A 19647-nucleotide genomic window follows, 5' to 3' on the forward strand; every position below is an offset into this window, starting at 1 on the left:
TGAATAGTATGTTTGCCATATTGTTTGGGTGCACCTAAAAATAACCATTTTTTAGGACAAACAATAAAAATCCCCGACACTTTGCCGTATCGGGGATCTTTTTTTAAAAGGCTTTTTAGACAGCCTCCTCTATAATGCTAAAATTTGGAGCCTGCAGAGCTTCGATCTGCCATTTTATATGATCAATCGTTATAGGATATGCTACGTGGTTACGCAAACTTTTATACACTGCGTTAAATAAGAGATTATAATTACCCTTTCGTGCTGGAAGCAATGATACCTGTTTTTCTCCATTACCATCCACAACCGTTAGTCTCCCTTCGTTTCCTTCTGGTTCAATTCCATATTCTGGAGCGATGGGTAGCACACCATCAATCAACTGTTGCTCCTGTACATCGACCATTTTTTTAATAAAGGATCCTGTCGATCCGTGAAGGACGAAGGCTGGCTGTGGATCGGCCACCAAGAGATTTCCAGTCAAGAATACTTGTAGGTTATCGGGATACATCAGATGAAAATTAAAGAAATCAGGTACTTGTGATTCCGGTCTATTGATAGCGGTTGTTTTGATTATTTTAGTAGGCTTTCCAAAAAGGGAAAAAGCTTGATCAAGCAGGTGAGGCCCTAAATCATACGCGACGCCGCTTGAGACATATTCACTTTTTTCTTTGAATTCTTTGGGTCCCAATGCCATATTGTAGCGGTCAAAACGCATGTGTACCTCTACTATTTTACCGAGTTGACCACTTTCGACAATCTCTTTCAGTTGCATAAAATGGCTATCGTAGCGTCTATTCTGGTAGAAAAAAATTTGCTTGCCTGTCTTTTTGCTTATGTCGGATAATTCGCTTAGTTGATCAAGATTGTCCACAGCAGGTTTTTCCAACAAAATATGTTTGCCTGCTTCTAGCGACTCTTTTGCATATTCGAAATGTGTATAGTTGGGCGTATTGACAATAACCAGCTCTATACTATCATCGGCTAATAATTCGGCAACACTGTTGTAACTTCTAACATCGGGGTAGATTTCCTTTGCTGCTTTAGTTGTTCGTTCAACGACCGCCTTAAAATTAAAATTATCATTAGTATGGATAAATGGGGCGTGAAAAACACGTCCTGACATCCCGAAGCTTAATATACCTGTATTAATTCTCTGTTTTTGCATTACGTTGTCTAATTATCAAACCTAATTAAAAAATTTCATTCTTAATATACAATAAAATCGTTTTACCAGCTTACTATCCCAATAAACCATACAGCTTATTCGGCCCGCGTGTGAAAAGAACCTACATAGTGGATGTGCCTACTGGCAGCCATACCGTTAGGATTACACCCTAACTCACCCTCAGGTACCTCCAGACCTTGATTTGCATAGAAAATTTTCCAAAATTCATCAAAATCGCCCGTCTTCGGATTTTTAAATGTCATCGGTTCCAACTGAAATAGCGCTATGTGTCGAAAAGCCCGCTCTACAAAGTCTGAACAGTAATAGGAACTGTCATTCAACGTATAGCTCCAGTTGTACGGTTTGCCTAACATTTGACGCGCCCTTGCGATCGCCTCGGGAATAGCATTTTGATAAATGCTATCTATGCGATATATGGCAAACAGCCTATCATCGTCATGATTATTCTTTAATAAACTGTCCAGCGGTTCTTTGACAGACCCCTTCTTGCTACTTGCATGAAGAATATGGGGGAGCCCGTGTGCTATTTCTATCAGTCCGATATGATCAAAGGCTGCGCTGCTTGTCCGTTGTGTAACACGGTTGATTGCACCCGAGAGATTTTTAGACTGCGCGCCGACAAATAAAAGATCACCATGCCAGATGGTTATCCCCTTATAATTTATGCTGTCTTGCGCACAGACACATAGTATCTGTAGTATCAACACTAGCAAAATTATCGCTTGTCTCATCATAGCAACGAAGATATAGAATTAATTCACTACAAAAAAATAGATCCATCAAATCTGAAACGCCGTTACGCATGATAAAAACGTCTAAGAGATGTTACCGTAAAGCATAAAATATGACTAAATTTGATTTCAAGGAAATTGAATTTAGTCGGTGAAAACAAAATCATTCAAAATGAAGAAAATCGTTGTCTTGACAGGTGCGGGGATGAGTGCGGAAAGTGGTATTTCTACATTCCGGGACGCTAATGGACTATGGGAAAACCACGACATTATGGATGTAGCTACGCCCGAAGGGTGGAAAAAGAACCCTAGGTTGGTGTTGGACTTTTATAACCAACGACGGCGTCAGTTAAAATCCGTGAAGCCCAATTCAGCGCATTTCTATTTAAAGCAATTGGAAGCGGAACATGAGGTAAGTATCATCACCCAGAATGTCGATAATCTGCACGAACGAGCTGGGTCATCCCGCGTTATTCATCTACACGGGGAATTAAACAAGGTCCGTAGTGAAGAAAACGAACAGCTAATTTATGATTGGTCTGAAGATTTGGTTGTAGGAGATACGGGAGTGGACGGCGTACAGCTCCGACCCCACATTGTCTGGTTTGGGGAAATGGTGCCGATGATGGACGAGGCCGTCGCGGAGACGCTAACGGCGGATATTATGTTGGTTATCGGTACATCATTACAAGTTTATCCGGCTGCTTCCTTAATTGATTATGTAGCCGCCACTACTCCCATTTATGTAATTGACCCCCATGGAAATGCTATTCCTCGTAAGTCGTCTATACACGTGATCCCCAAGAGGGCCACGGACGGAGTGAAGGATTTCGATCTGCAACTACGTGAAAGGTTGCGTGGGGATATGGTATAAGCCTGACGATCATAACATCCGCTTTAATGTAAGGACGGTTATTTCTGGCCAGACACCGATTCTACCCCTTAGACCATGGTAACCAAAACCTCTGTTTACATACAGATATTTGCCATCTCGGCTATATAGTCCTGCCCATTGCTTATACATATACTGAATTGGGCTCCATTTAAAACCAAAAAGCTCAATACCAAATTGCATACCGTGTGTATGTCCCGCTAACGTTAGGTGAATATGATGCCCACGATCTAGTGTTACTTCATCCCAATGTGACGGGTCATGCGACATGAGGATCTTAAACGATTCTGGAGCAACATTAGCAGCTGCTTTCTTCAGATCCCCGTATTTGTGAAAACCACCTTTCCCCCAGTTTTCCACGCCTATTAAAGCTATACTCTGCCCACTTTTATTTATGGTGATTGCGTCGTTTAATAAGAGCTTAAAGCCGATTTCGGCATGTATTTCCTTTAACCGTTGCATGTTTTTTTCCTTTGCCGCGCTACTTTCCCATCGGATATAATCTCCATAGTCGTGATTGCCAAGGACGGAATACTTACCATACGGAGCGCTTAGCTTTGTGAATCCTTCCACCCAAGGCTCCATCTCCGTAGCGAGATTATTAACCAGATCCCCAGTGAACAGAAGTAAGTCGCTCTGCTGCTCATTAGCGAGGTCAATACCTTTTTGCACGCCTTTTATATTTGTGAGGCTTCCGGAATGGATATCAGAGAGCTGCGTAATTGTGAATCCATCGAACGCTTCTGGTAAATCCGGAAAGTGAAGTGTTTCCTTCCTTAATCTATAAAAATGTTTGCCTCGTGTCAGTCCAAACACAACGATTAAAAAAATTAAACATGCTATGACAACCGTAATCTCACTTACATAAAAACTACGGGGTGGGAAACCTCGCCATAAGCGTGTAACATCTTCCGCAAGAAGAATAGGGAAAGAAAGTATTTTAGGTATGAATACCAGAAGCACAGCTGTTATCAAGATTTGTATAAGACGCTGCGTGTCATTACGCACCCTGCGAACAAAAGCTAGTGATATTAGGCCTATAAACAGTAAAATATCTATTAGCCAATAACTGATTCGAAATAATGTATTAGGCGATAAAGTCGTGACAGCCTGGTAAAAATACACATCACTTACCAAGCATAATATCAAAAACAGAAACAATCTTTTTACCATATATATAAGAACAGGTATTATACCCAATAGGTTTTTTAGAGGTTATGCATTACAATAGGTAGAGCGATTTTAAACCACGAAGTATACTTTTTCGGATTTTGATTTATATCATCGAGAACTTCATTTAAGCTCATCCATTTATAGTCTTGGACCTCGTCTTTATTTATTTTTGGTTCTTCATTGGAGTAACCGATATAAACATAATCATATTCATTTTCTATTAAATTGTTTTCGACTTTGGCCTTGTAAATAAATGAGTGGGAAGGTGATAAATCACATTCCATTCCCATTTCAAATATCAGACGTTCTGCTGCACTAAGTCGTACGTCCTCGTTCCATTGGGGGTGTGAACAGCAAGTGTTCGTCCATAGCCCTGCACCGTGGTATTTATGGTTTGCTCGTTGCTGTAAAAGAAGTTCGCCTTTATCGTTAAAAATAAAGACTGAAAAAGCTCGGTGAAGATGTCCTTGCTTATGGGCCTCTAGTTTTCCCATTTCGCCAAGAGCAACGTCATTTTCATCTACCAGTATTACTTTATTTCGTTCCATTTTTTGTACAGTTAAGAGTTTTCGGATCAATATTTTAATGCTTCTCGATATATCTTCAACGCTCTATTGTTTTTTTATCCTTCTTTTGTCTGTTTTAGAATTGGATTGTCCAACCCAATTTTGCCTTATCAAATGATTATGAGCGGGTGTAGATTCCTGTTTTACTAACGAATAAGTACAAGAAGAGACTATAATTGGTTCTGCTCGAACGGCTCCGGTGTATTTTCTGTCATTTTCGACGATTCAGCTAGTGCTTCCAATTATATTTCCAGTAGCCGGATTTTGAGATGCCATAGCAAATTACGTTGTTCCCCTCAGGATCACTTCTATAAGTGTCTCGTTAAAACGGCCAGGGTTCGAATTTCAATAGTTTTACCGGAAAGCTTGTTCCCGATACGTTGCGTTATTACTCCTTGAGATGTGGTTGTAATTCAGATCACTCATCTCTTTATCGGTATTTCGATTTACATTCTTCATATCGACATTATCTGCCGGCTCGCCGTGCTCGTCTAGATATTTATTTTCTATCTTTTTTGTCGCATTCATTTTACCGCTATCGACTTCGATTGGTCCAGCGGTATCCCTGGATGTGCCGGCAGGTTTTCCTTTAGGCGTTTTGCTTTTTTTCTCGCTATGCTGTGTCATATCCGTCTTGTTTGTTTCTTATAAAGTGCACAAAGATTAGATGAAGTAGTTCACGTTCATTTGCGGAAATTTAACTTTATGTTCTACCTCATTTTTACTGAGCTATGTCACTTGCGATGAAACGTATCGAAAAACTTGTTCCGCCTTCACCGCAAATAACCATGGTACCACCAAGCATAGCCACTCTATTTTTTAGGGCTCGAAGTCCCGAGCCTCGTTTTAACTCCTCTTCGATACTGGCAGCGAATCCCTTTCCACGATCGCGTACAGAAATCGTCACCACGTTGTTTTCCATATTCACAGACACCGTGGCTTGGTCCGTGCCGGAATATTTAATACTATTGTTAAGCAACTCTTGAATAATCCTAAAGATGTCAAGCTGGACATCATTCGAAATCGCGTCAATCCTCGGGTCTATGGAAGCTTCAACTGTAAATCCGGATTTGCCTAGCCGCTGGATCATATCGCGGATACCTGCTACCAGTCCAAAGTCCTTTAATATTGATGGATTAAGTTCAGCAGATAACGTCCTTAGCTGCCCGATGGCGTCTTCAAGAAGTGAATCGACACTATCTAATTTATTGTTGAGCGAAAGCTGCCTTTTAATATGTGCAAGATTAAAACGGATACCATAGAGCATCTGACACACACTGTCATGAAGGATACCGCTTATTCTCTCACGTTCCTTCTCCTGTACTTCTATCGTTGCCCTTTGAATCAACCTTTGTTGCTGCTTCTTGCGGTCTTCTTCGAGAGTAAAATGCCTTTTCCTCTCGGTAATATCATTAAGAATACCTGCAAAATAACGAGATCCATCAACCGATTCCACCACGGTACCTTTAACAGTAATTACTTTATACGTCGCATCGACAGGCAACAGCCGAAGTTCGAGGTCTACTTCACAACCGCTACTAAAATTTTTCAACAACTGTCCAAGTTTGGGGCGATCTTCTTTCACAAGACGTTTAGTTAAAGAATCGATTGATTGACGTGGATCGTCCGGCGAAATTCCCAAGATGTCTTTACTATTATCATCTAAAAAGATGCTACCGGGAGCGCCAAGCTTAGCCATCCAAGTACCCGTATAGGAAGCCCGTAGCGTTAAGTCCAACCTTTCGCTAGTTTCCAGAAGTCTCTGTTGAACGAACTTTGCTTCCGTAACATCCATCAAAGTTGTGTAATATAAGGTGTCTTTGCTAACAGGTTGTAGCGCCGCTACACCGTTGAGATGGGCAAAAATGGTTTTATTTTCACTGACCTTTAACTTGATCTCACATTCCCGTCGCTGCCCGATCTCCGTCATACTCTTCAAGAAGGCGTAGTATAGAAGCCAGCAGTCAGGAGAGACAAAGACGGCGAAATTTTGATGTAAGATTTTGCTGGCATCAGTTCCTATCGATTTGGCGGCGCTTTGATTGATCGCCTGTACGACGCCATTGCGATCTAAGATAAAATAACCCACAGGAGCTGAATCGAAAAGCGCAGAAAACTTCGAACGCTCGATTTGAAGAGTCTTGAACGATGCTTCCAGTTCCTCGTTTTGCACCTGCAATTCCAGTTCGTATACTTCAAGCTCATGCAGCAAACGAGCTATTTCATTTTCCGCGGTCAGGCTTTTCTCCAAAGGAGCAGATATTAGTAGTTGCTCGGCTTTTCGTCTCATAAGGCTAAACCTTCGTTGCTGTTCCTGAGAATCCCGGTTTTCCATTTACATTTCTTTAAACTTCAAATAATAACGTAGCAGCTATTGCCGTACAGAAAGCTTCTGATAAAGGACGTCTAGCTGCCACTTGTTGTGAACAATCTCAAGAAAAGAAAGTTCATCCGGATCCGTCTCGGTTTCATGAAATAGTCGAAGAAAATAAGAGTTATGAACCAAAAAAAACCTTACTATGAGCGAGAAATCAGGTCCTCCTAAAAAACGACATCCACCGACGCTAATTGCTGTCCCCAAACCGACCTATATGGTGGTGTTAGCCGCCTGTATAGTTTTCTTTAGAGCGTCTGATAGGGCTGTTTTGTAGTTGATGAAATTGACTTGACGGTCTTCTTCTTCACCCACTTTTAGGAGTCTTTTAAATTCTTTAACCTGTTGCAATTCATTTAAATAAAGCTCCCTAAATGTTTCTGCATCTTTGTTTTTTAATATACGTACGGTATGTGAGTATTGATCGTATATGTCCGTAATGACCGTTAAGCTCTTATCATCGTAGTTCTGTAGACCTGCAATTTTTTCCGAAAGCTTCTCCAGCTTTTTTCTTTCTTTTGTGTATGCCATAATTAAGACGAAGGTACAGTTTTCACAATTAAAAATTGCCGTTCTCGAAGCATAGCAGTTTTAATCCAAAGCAACTAAAAACTTAACAGACCCTGAAAAACCAGAAACGATAATCCTGTCATCTACCGAACAAACAAGTTCAGAAGTAGAACGCCCAATAAGCCAATAACAGAAACCAATGTTTCCATAATGGACCAGGATAGGAAAGTATGCCGCATGCTCAAACCAAAGTACTCTTTAAACATCCAGAACCCGGTATCATTTACATGCGAGAACATCAGGCTTCCTGCTCCGGTAGCCAGCACCATGAGTTCTGGGCTACTGTGTGAAGATTCTAGGATCGGTAACATAATCCCGGCGGTCGTAAGCCCGGCGACAGTAGCCGATCCAATCGCCAATCGTATAATAGCAGCAATCGCCCAGGCCAAAACTAACGGCGACAACGTAAGGTCAGCGGTGATTTCAGTAATATACGTGGCCAAGCCACTGTCCACAAGGACTTGCTTAAACACACCGGATGCCCCGATAATAAACAGTATCATAGTCACACCACGTAAGGCATCTTCAATGCTCGCAGCCTGCTGCTTTAAACTCTTGCCCTGTCTTATTCCCATTGTATACATAGCCAATAGAGCCGCTAAAAGTAAAGCAAATACTGGATCCCCAAGGAACTGTACGACATAGAGAATACGAGAGTTTTCGGGTAGAAACATAGGGCCAAATGATCCCAATGCGATGAGAAGGACAGGGAACAGTCCAGTGAGAATACTTATTGCGAACCCCGGAGAAGGTGTCTGGAGTTCCGGTTTAGGCGCAAATAGTTCTTCAGGTGGATTGGTAGGTATAGATTTCAAGAAGCGCCCGAAAAGGGGACCGCTTATAATAATAGCCGGTATGGCGACGATCATTCCATAGATCATCGTTAACCCAATATCTGCCTGAAATATGATCGCAATAGCTGTCGCTCCGGGATGCGGTGGCAGATAGCCATGTGTGACAGATAGCGCGGCAAGCAATGGGATGCCCACGTAAAGTAAAGGAAGTTTATTCGATCGACAAACCATAAAAACAAACGGAACCAATACGATAAAGCCTACGTTATAAAAGAGCGGGATTCCCACGAGGAATCCCGTTAGCACCATTGCCCAGGGGAGATTTCGGACGCCGAATACCCTCGTCAAAACATCCGTTATCTGCTGTGCTGCCCCGCCATCAGCGAGCAACCTTCCTAAGATTGCGCCGAAGGCAAGGATTAGCGCCAACTGACCCATGGTGCTACTAACGCCGACTTCGACAGACCTCATAATGGACATCCCGTCCATTCCCATAGCGAAACCAACTGCCATTGATGTAATCAATAGAGAAATTATCGAATTGAGCTTTACGACCGTTATCAATAATAGCAGTAAAATTATTCCACATAACACAATCACTAAAGGCATAACACAAGTATTAGATGTTTAAAATTCTTCCTTCAACTTAAGGTAGAGACGTTCAAATCTCTGGAAGTTTTGCATGTAAATGCGATGGTTATTCTCGTCGGGGAAATATCGTGTACTGTATGTATCGTCCGTATGGGTCGACAGGTATGCGGCATGTATGCCAAGTGCATCCATTCCTATAATAGCCGCTCCCCATGCCGAACTTTCTACATTCTCTTTGACAAGCACCGGCTTGTTAAATACGTCGGCAAGCATTTGAACCCAACGTACAGAACGTGCCAGGCCGCCACTCGCATAGATAGTTTCTATAGGTTGTGTTGTTTCTTCCAGAGCAATACCAACACTATACAACGCGAACAGCATCCCTTCAATCACCGCACGTGCAAAGTGTGCCCTACGGTGATGTAGCTGAATTCCAAAATAAAGACCTTTTGCCTTTGCATCCCAATATGGTGCACGCTCTCCCGTAAGATAAGGTAGGAAGATTAAGCCATCCGAACCAGGAGCGACGGATCCGACCTCGTCATCAAATAAAACGGAGGAATCAGTACCTGAAGATGACCGGGAACGGCCGGGCATAAACTCATCTTGAAACCAACTTCGGACGACTCCGGCATTATTGATGGCGCCGCCTACCACAAATTCACCGGGACGAAGTATGTAACTGAAAACGCGTTCTTTAATATCCGTATTGGATTGATCCGTCACTACGCGTATAGCACCACTGGTTCCCGCTGTCAGAGAAGCAATACCCGGCTTAGTTGCACCTACTCCCAAATTAGCAAGACATCCGTCGCTAGCACCGATCACAAAAGGTGTTCCTACGGGGATTTTCCACTGCTGCGCCATCGCTTCATCCTCCACTTTAATTACGTGATCTACAGAAACTAGGGACGATAGATGCTCATCTGTTATTCCAGCCTCCAGTAATGCTAACCCACTCCAATGCAGCGCATGAATATCTAATAATCCCGTGGCGGAAGCAATAGAATAATCTACAACGTAGGTGCCAAATAGTTTGAAAAAGATGTATTCTTTTATGCCAATAAACTTATGGGTTTCCCTAAAAGTGCTTGGCGTATGCTTATTCATCCAAATTAGTTTGCACAGGGGAGACATAGGATGGATGGGAGTCCCTGTTTGTCGAAACAGTTCGCGGCCTGTTGAAGTACCTCTTAACTTATCCGCAATATCCTGGCTACGTGTGTCCGCCCAGATAATACAATTTGTAAGATGATTCCCCTTTCCATCCATGGCGATAAGCCCATGCATAGCACTGCTCACGGCTATCCCTTCTAAGCGATGTCCGTCTTTATAATTTTTTAAAGCATCCATTACCCCCGAAACTGAGCACACGCAAGCCTCGTAGATCTGCAATGGATCCTGTTCATAATAACCAGTTTGCGGAATTAAAATAGGGTATGTTACACAGTATTGCGTAATGATTGTACCCGTGTGGTCAAATGCGATAGCTTTTGTAGATGATGTGCCAATATCTAAACCAATTATCATATTTTATTTATCTTAACGGAGCCCCGATGTAATGTACGGACATGTATATCATCTATAACCAGTTTTTTTATTCCTTTTTTTAACAAAAGGACCAATTTTGCAGCTCAAATATAACGAAGAAATCCGCCATCCCCGCTAATATTTGCTCTACATTTTTGTCACACAAGGAATCGGTTATTCATTATTACACGTTAAAAGCATGTAACTGCCCCTAGCTGGACATATCCACATTAGTGGATCTAACTACATTTGTGGAAAGCAAATTCCGTTCCGCATCACGGTAGTAAGGCAGCATATTGCGGGGTATAGTAAGAGACCATTGTCCTATTTCTTGCCCCAGGGCAATTCTAAGTAACAGAGATTTCTGTATACTTGTACAAAGCAAATAAATGACCGAGAAAGTTGTAACAAATGCAACCACAATGACATTTTTTAAGAACGAAAACATAAAGCAATGAAAAAGCTACAATTCACAAAAGAAATTAACGCATCGGCTCAACACGTATATGAAGCGATGCTGGGCTTAAACGATAAGACGACGTACGATCATTGGACGTCGGCCTTTAACCCTACATCCACCTATGAAGGAAATTGGGACAAGGGGAGTAAAATCCATTTCGTTGGCACAGATGAAAACGGCAAAAAGGGCGGAATGGTATCTGAAATTGTAGAACACAGACCGGCCGAATTTATTTCCATCCGCCACTATGGCTTTTTGGATGGTGATACCGAAGTAACTACAGGAGAGGAAGTGGAGAACTGGGCAGGTGGACACGAAAACTACAGCTTTCGGGAGAATAACGGCATCACAACGGTAACAGTAGATATGGACACGACAGAGGAATATCTCGACTATTTCAGCCGTACTTATCCCAATGCCTTAAACAAGCTAAAGGAAATTGCAGAGAAGTAAATCGAAAGGCGAAGCTATAAAGAAAATCATGGATCCGGCTATCGATCTACTAGAAATTACGATATTGGTGACTTGATCTATAAACGGGAAATACTAGGGACGAACCACACCGTTGGCAGTGGATACTACGCTGCTTTTCTAAGGTTACAACCTCTATTGTTCGTTGATTTCTACCCTTCTTTTTCTTGATTTTAATTTTGGTTAACACCAATCGGTTTCCACTCATTGCAATTTCGTATGGCTCCTTATTTCTTCTGTGTTTTCCTATAAATAACTGATCGCCAGTTACTTTTATTGGTAACTTCTTTTTGTGGTTCCCAAACCCTTCTGTTATGGTTAAAGTGTTACCCGCGAAATGATAGGTTTTCTCACCCTTTTCATACATCTCTTCATCAAGATCAATTACGGTGCCGTCCTGTGCTTCTGTGTCTGTTTTCGAAGTTACATGCCATGTGCCATCAAGTTTATGGTCGACACTCTGCGCGCAAGCTATACCCATAAAAAGAAGTAAAAAGATAGCTATAGAATTGAATTTCATATTAAAATGAATTGAGTAATATATAAAGGTATAAATAAACAAGAGATTTATTGCTAAAACACATTGAAAAACTTTTTGAGCAACCTTAAATTTGAGCTTTCAGTTATACGCAAACTTCTGAAAGGCAAAACCGCTGGCATTATTACCACGTTGATCAGCTTGGATGATAAGAAAATCTATAGGTAATTCGTAAATTCGTCTTTTTGTTAGGTAAAAATCGATCTATATTTCATATATGCAGCACCTAAAGATAAGAGAAGCAGAAAAAGAAGATTGTCCACGTATATTGGAACTGGTTAAAGAACTTGCCTTGTATGAAAAGGCACCCGACGAAGTAACTATCACTTTAGCGGAGATGGTAGAGTGCGGATTTGGCGCGAAACCTATCTGGGGGGCGTTGGTGGCTGAGATAAATGGCGTAATCGTCGGTATTGCTCTGTATTATGACCGCTATTCAACCTGGAAGGGGCGTCGACTGTATCTGGAAGATCTAATAGTTACCGAAGCTATGCGTGGAGCAGGAATTGGGAAAAAGCTTCTAGATGAATTAATTACATATAGCAAAGCCAAAAAATACAACGGAATCGTGTGGCAAGTATTGGATTGGAACAAATCCGCAATCGACTTCTACAAAAAATACAACGCGCAGTTTGATCCAGAATGGATCAATGTATCTGTTGACTTTTAATAATCTATAAGTCTTAGTAGGATGCTCGCTATCATTAAATACTTTGTTAATATACAAATAAGCCGGTTTCGTCTCATAATCTGCAGGCGCCTTTCTCTATAAGTTACTTTCGTCGCAAAGCAACATAAGAAGAAAAATGAAAAAGCCGCAGCAGTCAAAATTATATGGAGTTGTTTTATACCTTTTATTTTCCCTTCAGCTTTCTGCAAAGCATAACCCAGTACAGACCATACGTGGTGTGGTTATCGATCAAGCGTCAGGAATCCCTTTGCCCGCTGTATCGGTCGTTTTATCCGAACTACCGCATAAAGGAACCACCACAGATGTTAAAGGAAAGTTCATAATCGATAACGTACCTGTAGGTCGGCATGATTTGCATACCTCGTTTATGGGGTATGAAACGATCATTACCAAAGAGGTATTGGTGAGCTCGGCGAAAGAAGTCTATCTGGAAATCGCGTTAAAAGAAAAATTAACTTCATTAGAGGGAATCGTTGTTACACCAAAAATAAACAAAGCCGAGCCTCTAAATAAAATGGCGACATTGGGAGCACAGATGTTCAGCACGGAAGAGGCGGGACGATTTGCGGGTGGTATGGACGACCCTGCACGCTTGGTAAGCAATTTGGCCGGAGTCACAACGCCAAGTGTTTCCAATAACGGGATTTCCATTCGGGGCAATGCACCCAGTCTTTTACAATGGCGTTTGGAAGATATAGAAATTCCCAATCCGAATCATTTTGCGGATATCGACGTGTTGGGAGGAGGTTTTCTATCGGCATTGAGTAGCAATGTGTTGAGTAATTCTGATTTTTTCATCGGTGCATTCCCGGCCGGATATAGCAATGCAGTTTCCGGTGTGTTCGATATGAAGCTGCGCAACGGAAACAGCAGGAAATACCAGCACGCCTTTCAGCTTGGCATTTTAGGGATTGATTTCGCCTCGGAAGGCCCGATCAGCAAATCCAATAATTCTTCTTACATCATCAACTACCGTTATTCTACCACCGGTCTTCTCGAAAAAATGCAATGTAAAAAAGATATAGGAGGAACGCTAGGTTATCAAGATTTGAATTTCAAGTTTAACTTTCCAACCCAAAATGCAGGAACTTTCTCCGTATGGGGCGTCGGTCTGATAGATGAGGCAGCCCCAATTTTAGATAACATCACAGAAAGGAAATATTTAGATGAAGGTATTCTTTCTTCGGCCCAGCAGAAATCGGGTGCGCTGGGTTTATCACACAAATACTTCTTCGGTAATCGAAAAACGTCCCTTAAAACAACGGTTGCGACCACGCATTTGGACAACCATATTTCGGAAGAATTTTATGATTTGGACGAACAAAAAAGTCCAAAAACGGATTTAATAGCCAACACGACTAACATCGTTTTTACTTCTGCGTTAAACCATAAGTTCAACGCTAAACACAGCAATGAAAGCGGCTTGACGCTTACCAATATCCGTTATGGTATGAACCTAGATTTTACGCCGTTTTTTGGACAACCGTTAGCGAATTTTGCCCATTCAAAAGAAAGTACAAACCTCATTTCGGCTTATTCTACCTCACAGATTCATATTGATAAAGAATTCACCCTCACGGCAGGATTGAATGTACAACATCTTGCTTTAAATGGAAATACCAGCGTAGAGCCCAGGGTCGGTTTGAAATGGCAAGCATCTTCAAGAAACTCTTTTGCAGTAGCATACGGGTTACATAGCCGTATGGAAAAGCCCGACGTATATTTCGTGAAAGATATGCATGATGATTTCCCAAACAAAGTGCTGGATTTCACCAAAAGTCATCATTGGATACTAGCCTATGATTATCGTATTTCAGAAGATATGATTCTGAAAATAGAACCCTATTTTCAATCGTTGTACGATATCCCTATCACGGAATCGGGTGCCTATTCTATCTTAAACCGCAACGAGTTTTATATGACTGAGATACTTGTCAGCAAAGGAAAGGCACAGAATTACGGTGTGGACGTCACTTTTTCAAAATATTTCACAAAAGGAATGTATTATATGTTAACGGCTTCTCTATTCGATTCGAAATATAAGGCAGGGAACAATATCTGGTATAACACACGGTACAACCGCAATTTTGTCGTGAATGGTTTAGCAGGAAAAGAATGGATGCTCGGTCGGGACATGTTTGGCGTTAATTTGAAGGCGAGCGTAGTGGGCGGGCAGCGATACACACCTATTGACGAAGCCCCTACTTTAACTCATCCCGATAAGGAAGTACAATACGATGAGAGTCAAATGTATTCAAAACAATTCTCTCCCATGTTTATCGGTGATTTTTCAGTAAGCTATAAAATGAATCGTACGCGCGTAGCACATGAATTTGCCGTAAAAAGTGTGAATGCGACAAGGCAAAGAGAATACGTTACTCATAAATATAATATCATCACAGGAAAAATAGAACCATTTTATGCTGCTAACTCGTTGTTTAACCTAAGTTACCGGATTGATTTTTGATTTTAAATGTTATATTTAATTCAGATTTATGTGTCATTTCAACCTGATTAGCGAATGAGTGAGCGTAAAGAAGATAGCTTTTTGCCGTTGTTTCTTTTTGATCCCCGGTGTCGAATACAACGGCACTTGCTACTTATCCTTGTCGGCGCTATCATCACTTTTAATCAAGTATTCGTTGCCTATCAAGACAGTCAGTATATTTTGGGAAACCGGATTTACCTTATCTGCTTTTCCTCATATGTGTTGTACTTGATGGGGATGTACTTCAATTACTTTTACTTGACGCCAAAGTTGCTGTTAAAAAATAAATATATAGCTTATATAATCATCCTGTCCATGACTGTATTGTCGCTGCCCACATTGTCTATATTTATAGAATATTGGGTTCGTCAGCATCTAGGATTGCCGCATAGGATATCATCTTATACAAGTCCACTTATTCTGGTTGATAATTTAGCAACATCTATGGTAGCGATTATCTGTTTTTGCGGGATCTCGGTGGTGCTGCTGTTTCGTCATTGGACAGGGGGGATTTCGTATATCAATCGCTTGGAAGAAGAACATATCAGATCGGAGCTAGATAAACTAAAAGGACAGATAGCCCCCGCTTTTTTATCGAGAGTTCTTAAAGATGCTTCTGCGGCTATAGGAATAGATTCAAAAAAGTCCACCGATATGTTGATGCAAATGGGGCAGCTATTGCGATACCAATTATATGATTGTGACAGAGAAAAGATACTGCTTCAATCGGAACTGAATTTTCTTGCAAAATACTTAGAATTAGAGCGATTGAGCAGGCCCGATATTCGATTTCATCTCCGTACAGAAGGAGATATAAATCGCGTTTTCATTTCACCAATGCTTTGTATTACGCTTACTCAATATGCGATGGAGGATAGCAAATTTCTAGATTTACATATCTATGTTGAAAACAATATACTTTTTTTTAGATGCAAGTCAGACGGCACAAAGAAATACAGCAATGATAGTTTTCCTCTGATAAAAAGGAACTTGGAATTAAAATATCCCGAAAAACATAATTTGGTGCGGTCCAAGGGTCATATAGAGCTCACAATAGATTTCTCGGAATGAAGAATAGAACCATAAGCACCAATGTTATATCGTCATTCTTGGTTGATGGTAAATATCGCGTATACAGACACCTAGCATTGCAGGCTGTTATTTTGATGATATCAATCGGCGTTTTTTTTGATGCGCCTGACAAACTAAATTTGTCGGTAAACCGCTTTTATGGCTGGGTTAGCTACCACCTGTTTATGAATATGTTGGTATATTTTAATTCTTTTGTACTCTTTCCACGCTTTTTAGCAAAAAACAAACTAGTTGCTTACGCTATTTCTGTTATATTGTTTACCATTTTTGCATTGGTTGTCATGGTGATATTGCAGGAGCTTTTTTATGATATTGCCGTTACCCGTCAACAACCTTCCGGTGTAGCTATTTTCTTCAGTATAACCTCTTCTATGCTGTCCGTATTGCTGTTTCTCGGTGGGATATCGGCGCTTTTGCTGTTTAAACAATGGATATTTAACAACCGCAGAATTGATGATCTTCGGCAGGCAACTTCGCAGTCGCAATTGAGTTTTCTGAAAAGCCAGATTAACCCACATTTCCTGTTCAATATGATTAATAATGCGAGCATATTAGTGGATTACGAACCGACAACTGCGTCTGGTGTATTGGCCACACTTGATAACATGCTACATTATCAATTTAATATCGGTATGCAAAACCGTACGTCGTTGAAGGCGGACGTTACTTTTCTCAACGACTTCTTAAGCTTAGAAAAAATGCGTCGCGATGAGTTTGAATATATCCTCACTATAGAAAGAACCATAAGTGATATAGAGGTGCCGCCATTGTTATTTATACCCTTTGTGGAAAATGCTGTGAAACACAGTGCAGACACGAAGTCCTCTTACGTGCATGTTACATTCACTATGGAAAACAGCTGTTTGTTTTTTAAATGCGATAACTCTAAACCGCTTAAGCCTGTAGAATTCGAAGCCGGTGGATTGGGATTGGTGAATATCAGACGTCGTTTGGATTTGTTGTTTGCGAACGATTACGAGTTGGATATAGTAGAGACAGAAGTAACGTACAGCGTAAATTTAGAATTGAACTTATTATGAAATGTATTATAGTAGATGACGAGCCGATAGCGCGCAAGGGAATAAAAACACTAGTGGATCAGATCTCTCATCTGGAATTGCTTAACAGTTTTAATAGTGCAGAAGCTGCGTTAGCGTTTATACAATCCACACCAGTAGATTTGGTATTTCTGGACATCCGGATGTCGGGTATAAGTGGTTTAGAGTTTGCCCGCAGCATCCCCAAACATACGCTAATTATTTTTACTACGGCGTATTCAGAGTATGCGCTTGATAGTTATGAGGTAGATGCCATAGATTATTTGGTTAAACCGATCGACTCCGCTAAATTTAGAAAAGCGGTGGAAAAAGCAATTACTTACCATTCGTTATTAGTAAAGGAAGATAAAGAAAATGTGGAGGAAATAGAAGAGGAGTATATTATCATTAAGTCAGATAGGCGTTTTTTCAGAATAAATTTGCAGGACATTCTATTTGTCGAAGGATTGAAAGACTACGTAATCATCCAAATGGACGAGCAGCGTATCATTACACGGATGAATGTGAAAACGATACATAATATCCTTCCGAAAAATATTTTTCTCCGAGTGAACAGATCGTATATCGTCAACAAAAATCATATTCATTCTTTTGACAACAATGATGTCTTTATCAAAGAGCATGAAATTGCTATAGGAAACTCGTATAAGGATAGTTTTTTCGAGGAGATGATGAAAAGTAAATAATACGCCTCTTGTTGCGATTCAATTCTAAATTAACTTGAGGCTTTCGGCCATGTAGGAGATCGTGCCGTCAGCGGGGAGCGGAACAATTGAAACCTGAATTCGCAAGTGGATCTTGGTTACAGATGTCCACTGAAAAATATAAGCTCTGCCATCACTCGCCCGTTGTACGTTCTCCCGCATATCTATCAATAATGTATTCTGTGGCCGCTTTTAACGATCTCCCATATTCTACGGGGTGATGGCCTGGGTACGTAAAAAACTCCACTTCATTATTAATTTTAGAGTACCAAACTTGTCTTGCGTTCTCATGATTCAACGTGTCTGGACGTGTGATTTTCTGAAAATGGACCAACTTATTTTTATCGAGCCCAATAACCTGATAAGGCTGTCCTTTATCTTGACAATCCACCTCTACATAACGCTCCCCATTCCAGCACATACAATTCGCAGACGTAAATATATTATAAACAACAAACAACACCGTCACGACAGCCAAACCGATCCCCGTGTACAACAATTTGTTATTCTTCGTTCTTCTTTTTATTTCTATCGGCTTTAGGGCGTCCTCTTTATATTCCGTATTTTCGACCTTTTCCGGTTCGACAGCTTTTTGAGTATGGGCTCCCTTTTCGGCCCTGTCTGTGCCAGGGGGCTCTACAAACGAGTCTCCAGAATTCGAACCTGACGTTGAGGGGTTTTCTTCATCGTTAATCAAACCACCTGTGTATACACGTTCGTCCCAATGAGAAGCCTTATAAGGGCGAGGTTTAAAGTCTATTAAAACTGCAAGCAGCTTCACAATATTTTCGTCAGGTCTTCTCTGCGTATCACCACTTATAAAATTCCGTAGCGGACGTAGCTTGTCCAAATCAAAACTTTCTATAATCGTCGCGAGATCCTTTGTCGACCTTTCCCTATTAAAAAAATATATAAATACACTTTCGTCCTCTGGCGATAGGCCACGCAGATAACGCTCCAAACACCAGGATCTAAGTTCTCCTGGAGAAGGACATTCTCTACCGAAATCCAGTCGGCCTTCATTCTTTAAATCTAGGTAGGCGTTTCTCACCGCCGTTTGGAATTTTTCAAACATTATTCAAAAATAAGTCAATCAGATTACCGGAATTTACGGAAACCCGTAAACCGAGTAAGCCTAGAACCAACGTGAATACATCGGAAATTCCAGCAATGTACCGGAATAATCAGAATGATTCCGGAAATATCGGAAATATCGTAAAACATTGGTTTGTAGTAGTCTATCCGTCATAAATTTGCTTTCGGAATCAGTTGAAACATCAACCAGTTCTTTCCAGGAAAGATACGAAAGAGATTCCAAAAAGAGAAGAAGTCGCGGTAGACATTAGCTGGTTTGGGAAGCAGTTATTGTCTCCGCGATAGAAGCTCCCACTTCCCAAAAACTCAGAAGGCCTTCTGAAAACAATCGTAGCAATCCCGTGCAGAGGGCACGCGGACCTACTAAGTTTTTGACTTTTAAATTTTTGAAAAATGTGGTATTTAATTTTAGCTCTATTATTTGGACAAGGAAATGATTCAGCACACAATGGTGATAAAGGTGGACAACAAACCGTTCAATCTGGCGATCACGGTGGAGAAACGGATACACCGCGCCCTCCTAAACATCCATAATGGTGAGCACCGAAAAGTAAAACAATAATGTAAGGTAGCCTCGGGCTACCTTTTTTCGTTTACTATTTTTATAAAAGCGAAATTGTAGATATCTTCGAATAAAAATTAA

Annotated in this window: 19 protein-coding genes; 8 read left to right on the top strand and 11 right to left on the bottom strand. The window is 41.0% G+C overall.

The window, feature by feature from the left end; genetic code table 11:
- Positions 1 to 115: 115 nt before the first annotated feature.
- Positions 116 to 1165, bottom strand: coding sequence for a Gfo/Idh/MocA family oxidoreductase (locus C5745_RS18660; RefSeq protein WP_105718534.1), 1050 nt, complete (start codon positions 1163 to 1165; stop codon positions 116 to 118).
- 95 nt (positions 1166 to 1260) lie between these two features.
- Positions 1261 to 1920, bottom strand: a complete 660-nt coding sequence (locus tag C5745_RS18665) for a YiiX/YebB-like N1pC/P60 family cysteine hydrolase (protein ID WP_207795850.1) — start codon at positions 1918 to 1920, stop codon at positions 1261 to 1263.
- Positions 1921 to 2089: 169 nt separating this feature from the next.
- Between C5745_RS18665 and C5745_RS18670 the strand changes: the two genes are divergently transcribed.
- Positions 2090 to 2791, top strand: a complete 702-nt coding sequence (locus tag C5745_RS18670) for an SIR2 family NAD-dependent protein deacylase (protein ID WP_105718535.1) — start codon at positions 2090 to 2092, stop codon at positions 2789 to 2791.
- A 9-nt stretch (positions 2792 to 2800) separates the two neighbouring features.
- On the opposite strand, the gene C5745_RS18675 is transcribed toward C5745_RS18670, so the two are convergent.
- The 7 genes from C5745_RS18675 to C5745_RS18705 form a co-directional block, all read right to left on the bottom strand.
- Positions 2801 to 3982 (bottom strand): metallophosphoesterase, encoded by a 1182-nt coding sequence (locus C5745_RS18675; protein WP_105718536.1) that lies wholly within the window; start codon positions 3980 to 3982, stop codon positions 2801 to 2803.
- Positions 3983 to 4017: 35 nt separating this feature from the next.
- Positions 4018 to 4530, bottom strand: a complete 513-nt coding sequence (idi, locus tag C5745_RS18680) for an isopentenyl-diphosphate Delta-isomerase (RefSeq protein WP_105718537.1) — start codon at positions 4528 to 4530, stop codon at positions 4018 to 4020.
- Between the two features lie 372 nt (positions 4531 to 4902).
- The gene (locus C5745_RS18685) at positions 4903 to 5175 is read right to left on the bottom strand and encodes a hypothetical protein (RefSeq protein ID WP_105718538.1); all 273 of its coding nucleotides are present in this window, start codon (positions 5173 to 5175) and stop codon (positions 4903 to 4905) included.
- A gap of 94 nt (positions 5176 to 5269) precedes the next feature.
- Positions 5270 to 6838 carry a PAS domain-containing sensor histidine kinase gene (locus tag C5745_RS18690; protein WP_165793145.1) on the bottom strand — a complete coding sequence of 523 codons (1569 nt, stop codon included), beginning with the start codon at positions 6836 to 6838 and terminating at the stop codon, positions 5270 to 5272.
- Positions 6839 to 7135: 297 nt separating this feature from the next.
- Positions 7136 to 7453, bottom strand: a complete 318-nt coding sequence (locus tag C5745_RS18695) for a hypothetical protein (protein WP_105718540.1) — start codon at positions 7451 to 7453, stop codon at positions 7136 to 7138.
- A 122-nt stretch (positions 7454 to 7575) separates the two neighbouring features.
- Positions 7576 to 8895 carry a gluconate:H+ symporter gene (locus tag C5745_RS18700; protein WP_105718541.1) on the bottom strand — a complete coding sequence of 440 codons (1320 nt, stop codon included), beginning with the start codon at positions 8893 to 8895 and terminating at the stop codon, positions 7576 to 7578.
- A gap of 18 nt (positions 8896 to 8913) precedes the next feature.
- Positions 8914 to 10407: a gluconokinase gene (locus C5745_RS18705; protein ID WP_105718542.1), complete on the bottom strand. Its 1494-nt coding sequence runs from the start codon at positions 10405 to 10407 to the stop codon at positions 8914 to 8916.
- A 454-nt stretch (positions 10408 to 10861) separates the two neighbouring features.
- On the opposite strand from C5745_RS18705, the gene C5745_RS18710 reads away from it, so the two are divergent.
- Positions 10862 to 11320: an SRPBCC family protein gene (locus C5745_RS18710; RefSeq protein WP_105718543.1), complete on the top strand. Its 459-nt coding sequence runs from the start codon at positions 10862 to 10864 to the stop codon at positions 11318 to 11320.
- A 49-nt stretch (positions 11321 to 11369) separates the two neighbouring features.
- On the opposite strand, the gene C5745_RS18715 is transcribed toward C5745_RS18710, so the two are convergent.
- A complete protein-coding gene (locus C5745_RS18715) occupies positions 11370 to 11858 on the bottom strand; it encodes a hypothetical protein (protein WP_105718544.1) in 489 nt (162 codons plus the stop codon).
- 235 nt (positions 11859 to 12093) lie between these two features.
- Here C5745_RS18715 and C5745_RS18720 point away from each other — a divergent pair, with 235 nt between their 5' ends.
- The 5 genes from C5745_RS18720 to C5745_RS18740 all read left to right on the top strand — a co-directional run bounded on the left by C5745_RS18720 (position 12094) and on the right by C5745_RS18740 (position 17891).
- Complete coding sequence (locus C5745_RS18720) at positions 12094 to 12546, top strand: GNAT family N-acetyltransferase (protein ID WP_105718545.1); 453 nt, start codon at positions 12094 to 12096, stop codon at positions 12544 to 12546.
- Between the two features lie 136 nt (positions 12547 to 12682).
- On the top strand, positions 12683 to 15034 hold the full coding sequence (locus tag C5745_RS18725) for a TonB-dependent receptor (protein ID WP_105718546.1): 2352 nt from the start codon (positions 12683 to 12685) through the stop codon (positions 15032 to 15034).
- 54 nt (positions 15035 to 15088) lie between these two features.
- Positions 15089 to 16126 (top strand): histidine kinase, encoded by a 1038-nt coding sequence (locus tag C5745_RS18730; protein WP_105718547.1) that lies wholly within the window; start codon positions 15089 to 15091, stop codon positions 16124 to 16126.
- Positions 16123 to 17187, top strand: a complete 1065-nt coding sequence (locus tag C5745_RS18735) for a sensor histidine kinase (RefSeq protein ID WP_105718548.1) — start codon at positions 16123 to 16125, stop codon at positions 17185 to 17187. Before C5745_RS18730 ends, C5745_RS18735 begins: the two co-directional genes overlap by 4 nt.
- Positions 17184 to 17891: a LytR/AlgR family response regulator transcription factor gene (locus C5745_RS18740; RefSeq protein ID WP_105718549.1), complete on the top strand. Its 708-nt coding sequence runs from the start codon at positions 17184 to 17186 to the stop codon at positions 17889 to 17891. Before C5745_RS18735 ends, C5745_RS18740 begins: the two co-directional genes overlap by 4 nt.
- Positions 17892 to 18042: 151 nt before the next feature.
- On the opposite strand, the gene C5745_RS18745 is transcribed toward C5745_RS18740, so the two are convergent.
- Positions 18043 to 18984, bottom strand: coding sequence for a hypothetical protein (locus C5745_RS18745; RefSeq protein ID WP_105718550.1), 942 nt, complete (start codon positions 18982 to 18984; stop codon positions 18043 to 18045).
- Positions 18985 to 19437: 453 nt separating this feature from the next.
- Between C5745_RS18745 and C5745_RS20755 the strand changes: the two genes are divergently transcribed.
- The gene (locus C5745_RS20755; RefSeq protein ID WP_262508131.1) at positions 19438 to 19566 is read left to right on the top strand and encodes a hypothetical protein; all 129 of its coding nucleotides are present in this window, start codon (positions 19438 to 19440) and stop codon (positions 19564 to 19566) included.
- Positions 19567 to 19647 lie beyond the last annotated feature (81 nt).

It is taken from the genome of Sphingobacterium haloxyli (assembly GCF_002980525.1).
Lineage (GTDB): Bacteria > Bacteroidota > Bacteroidia > Sphingobacteriales > Sphingobacteriaceae > Sphingobacterium > Sphingobacterium haloxyli.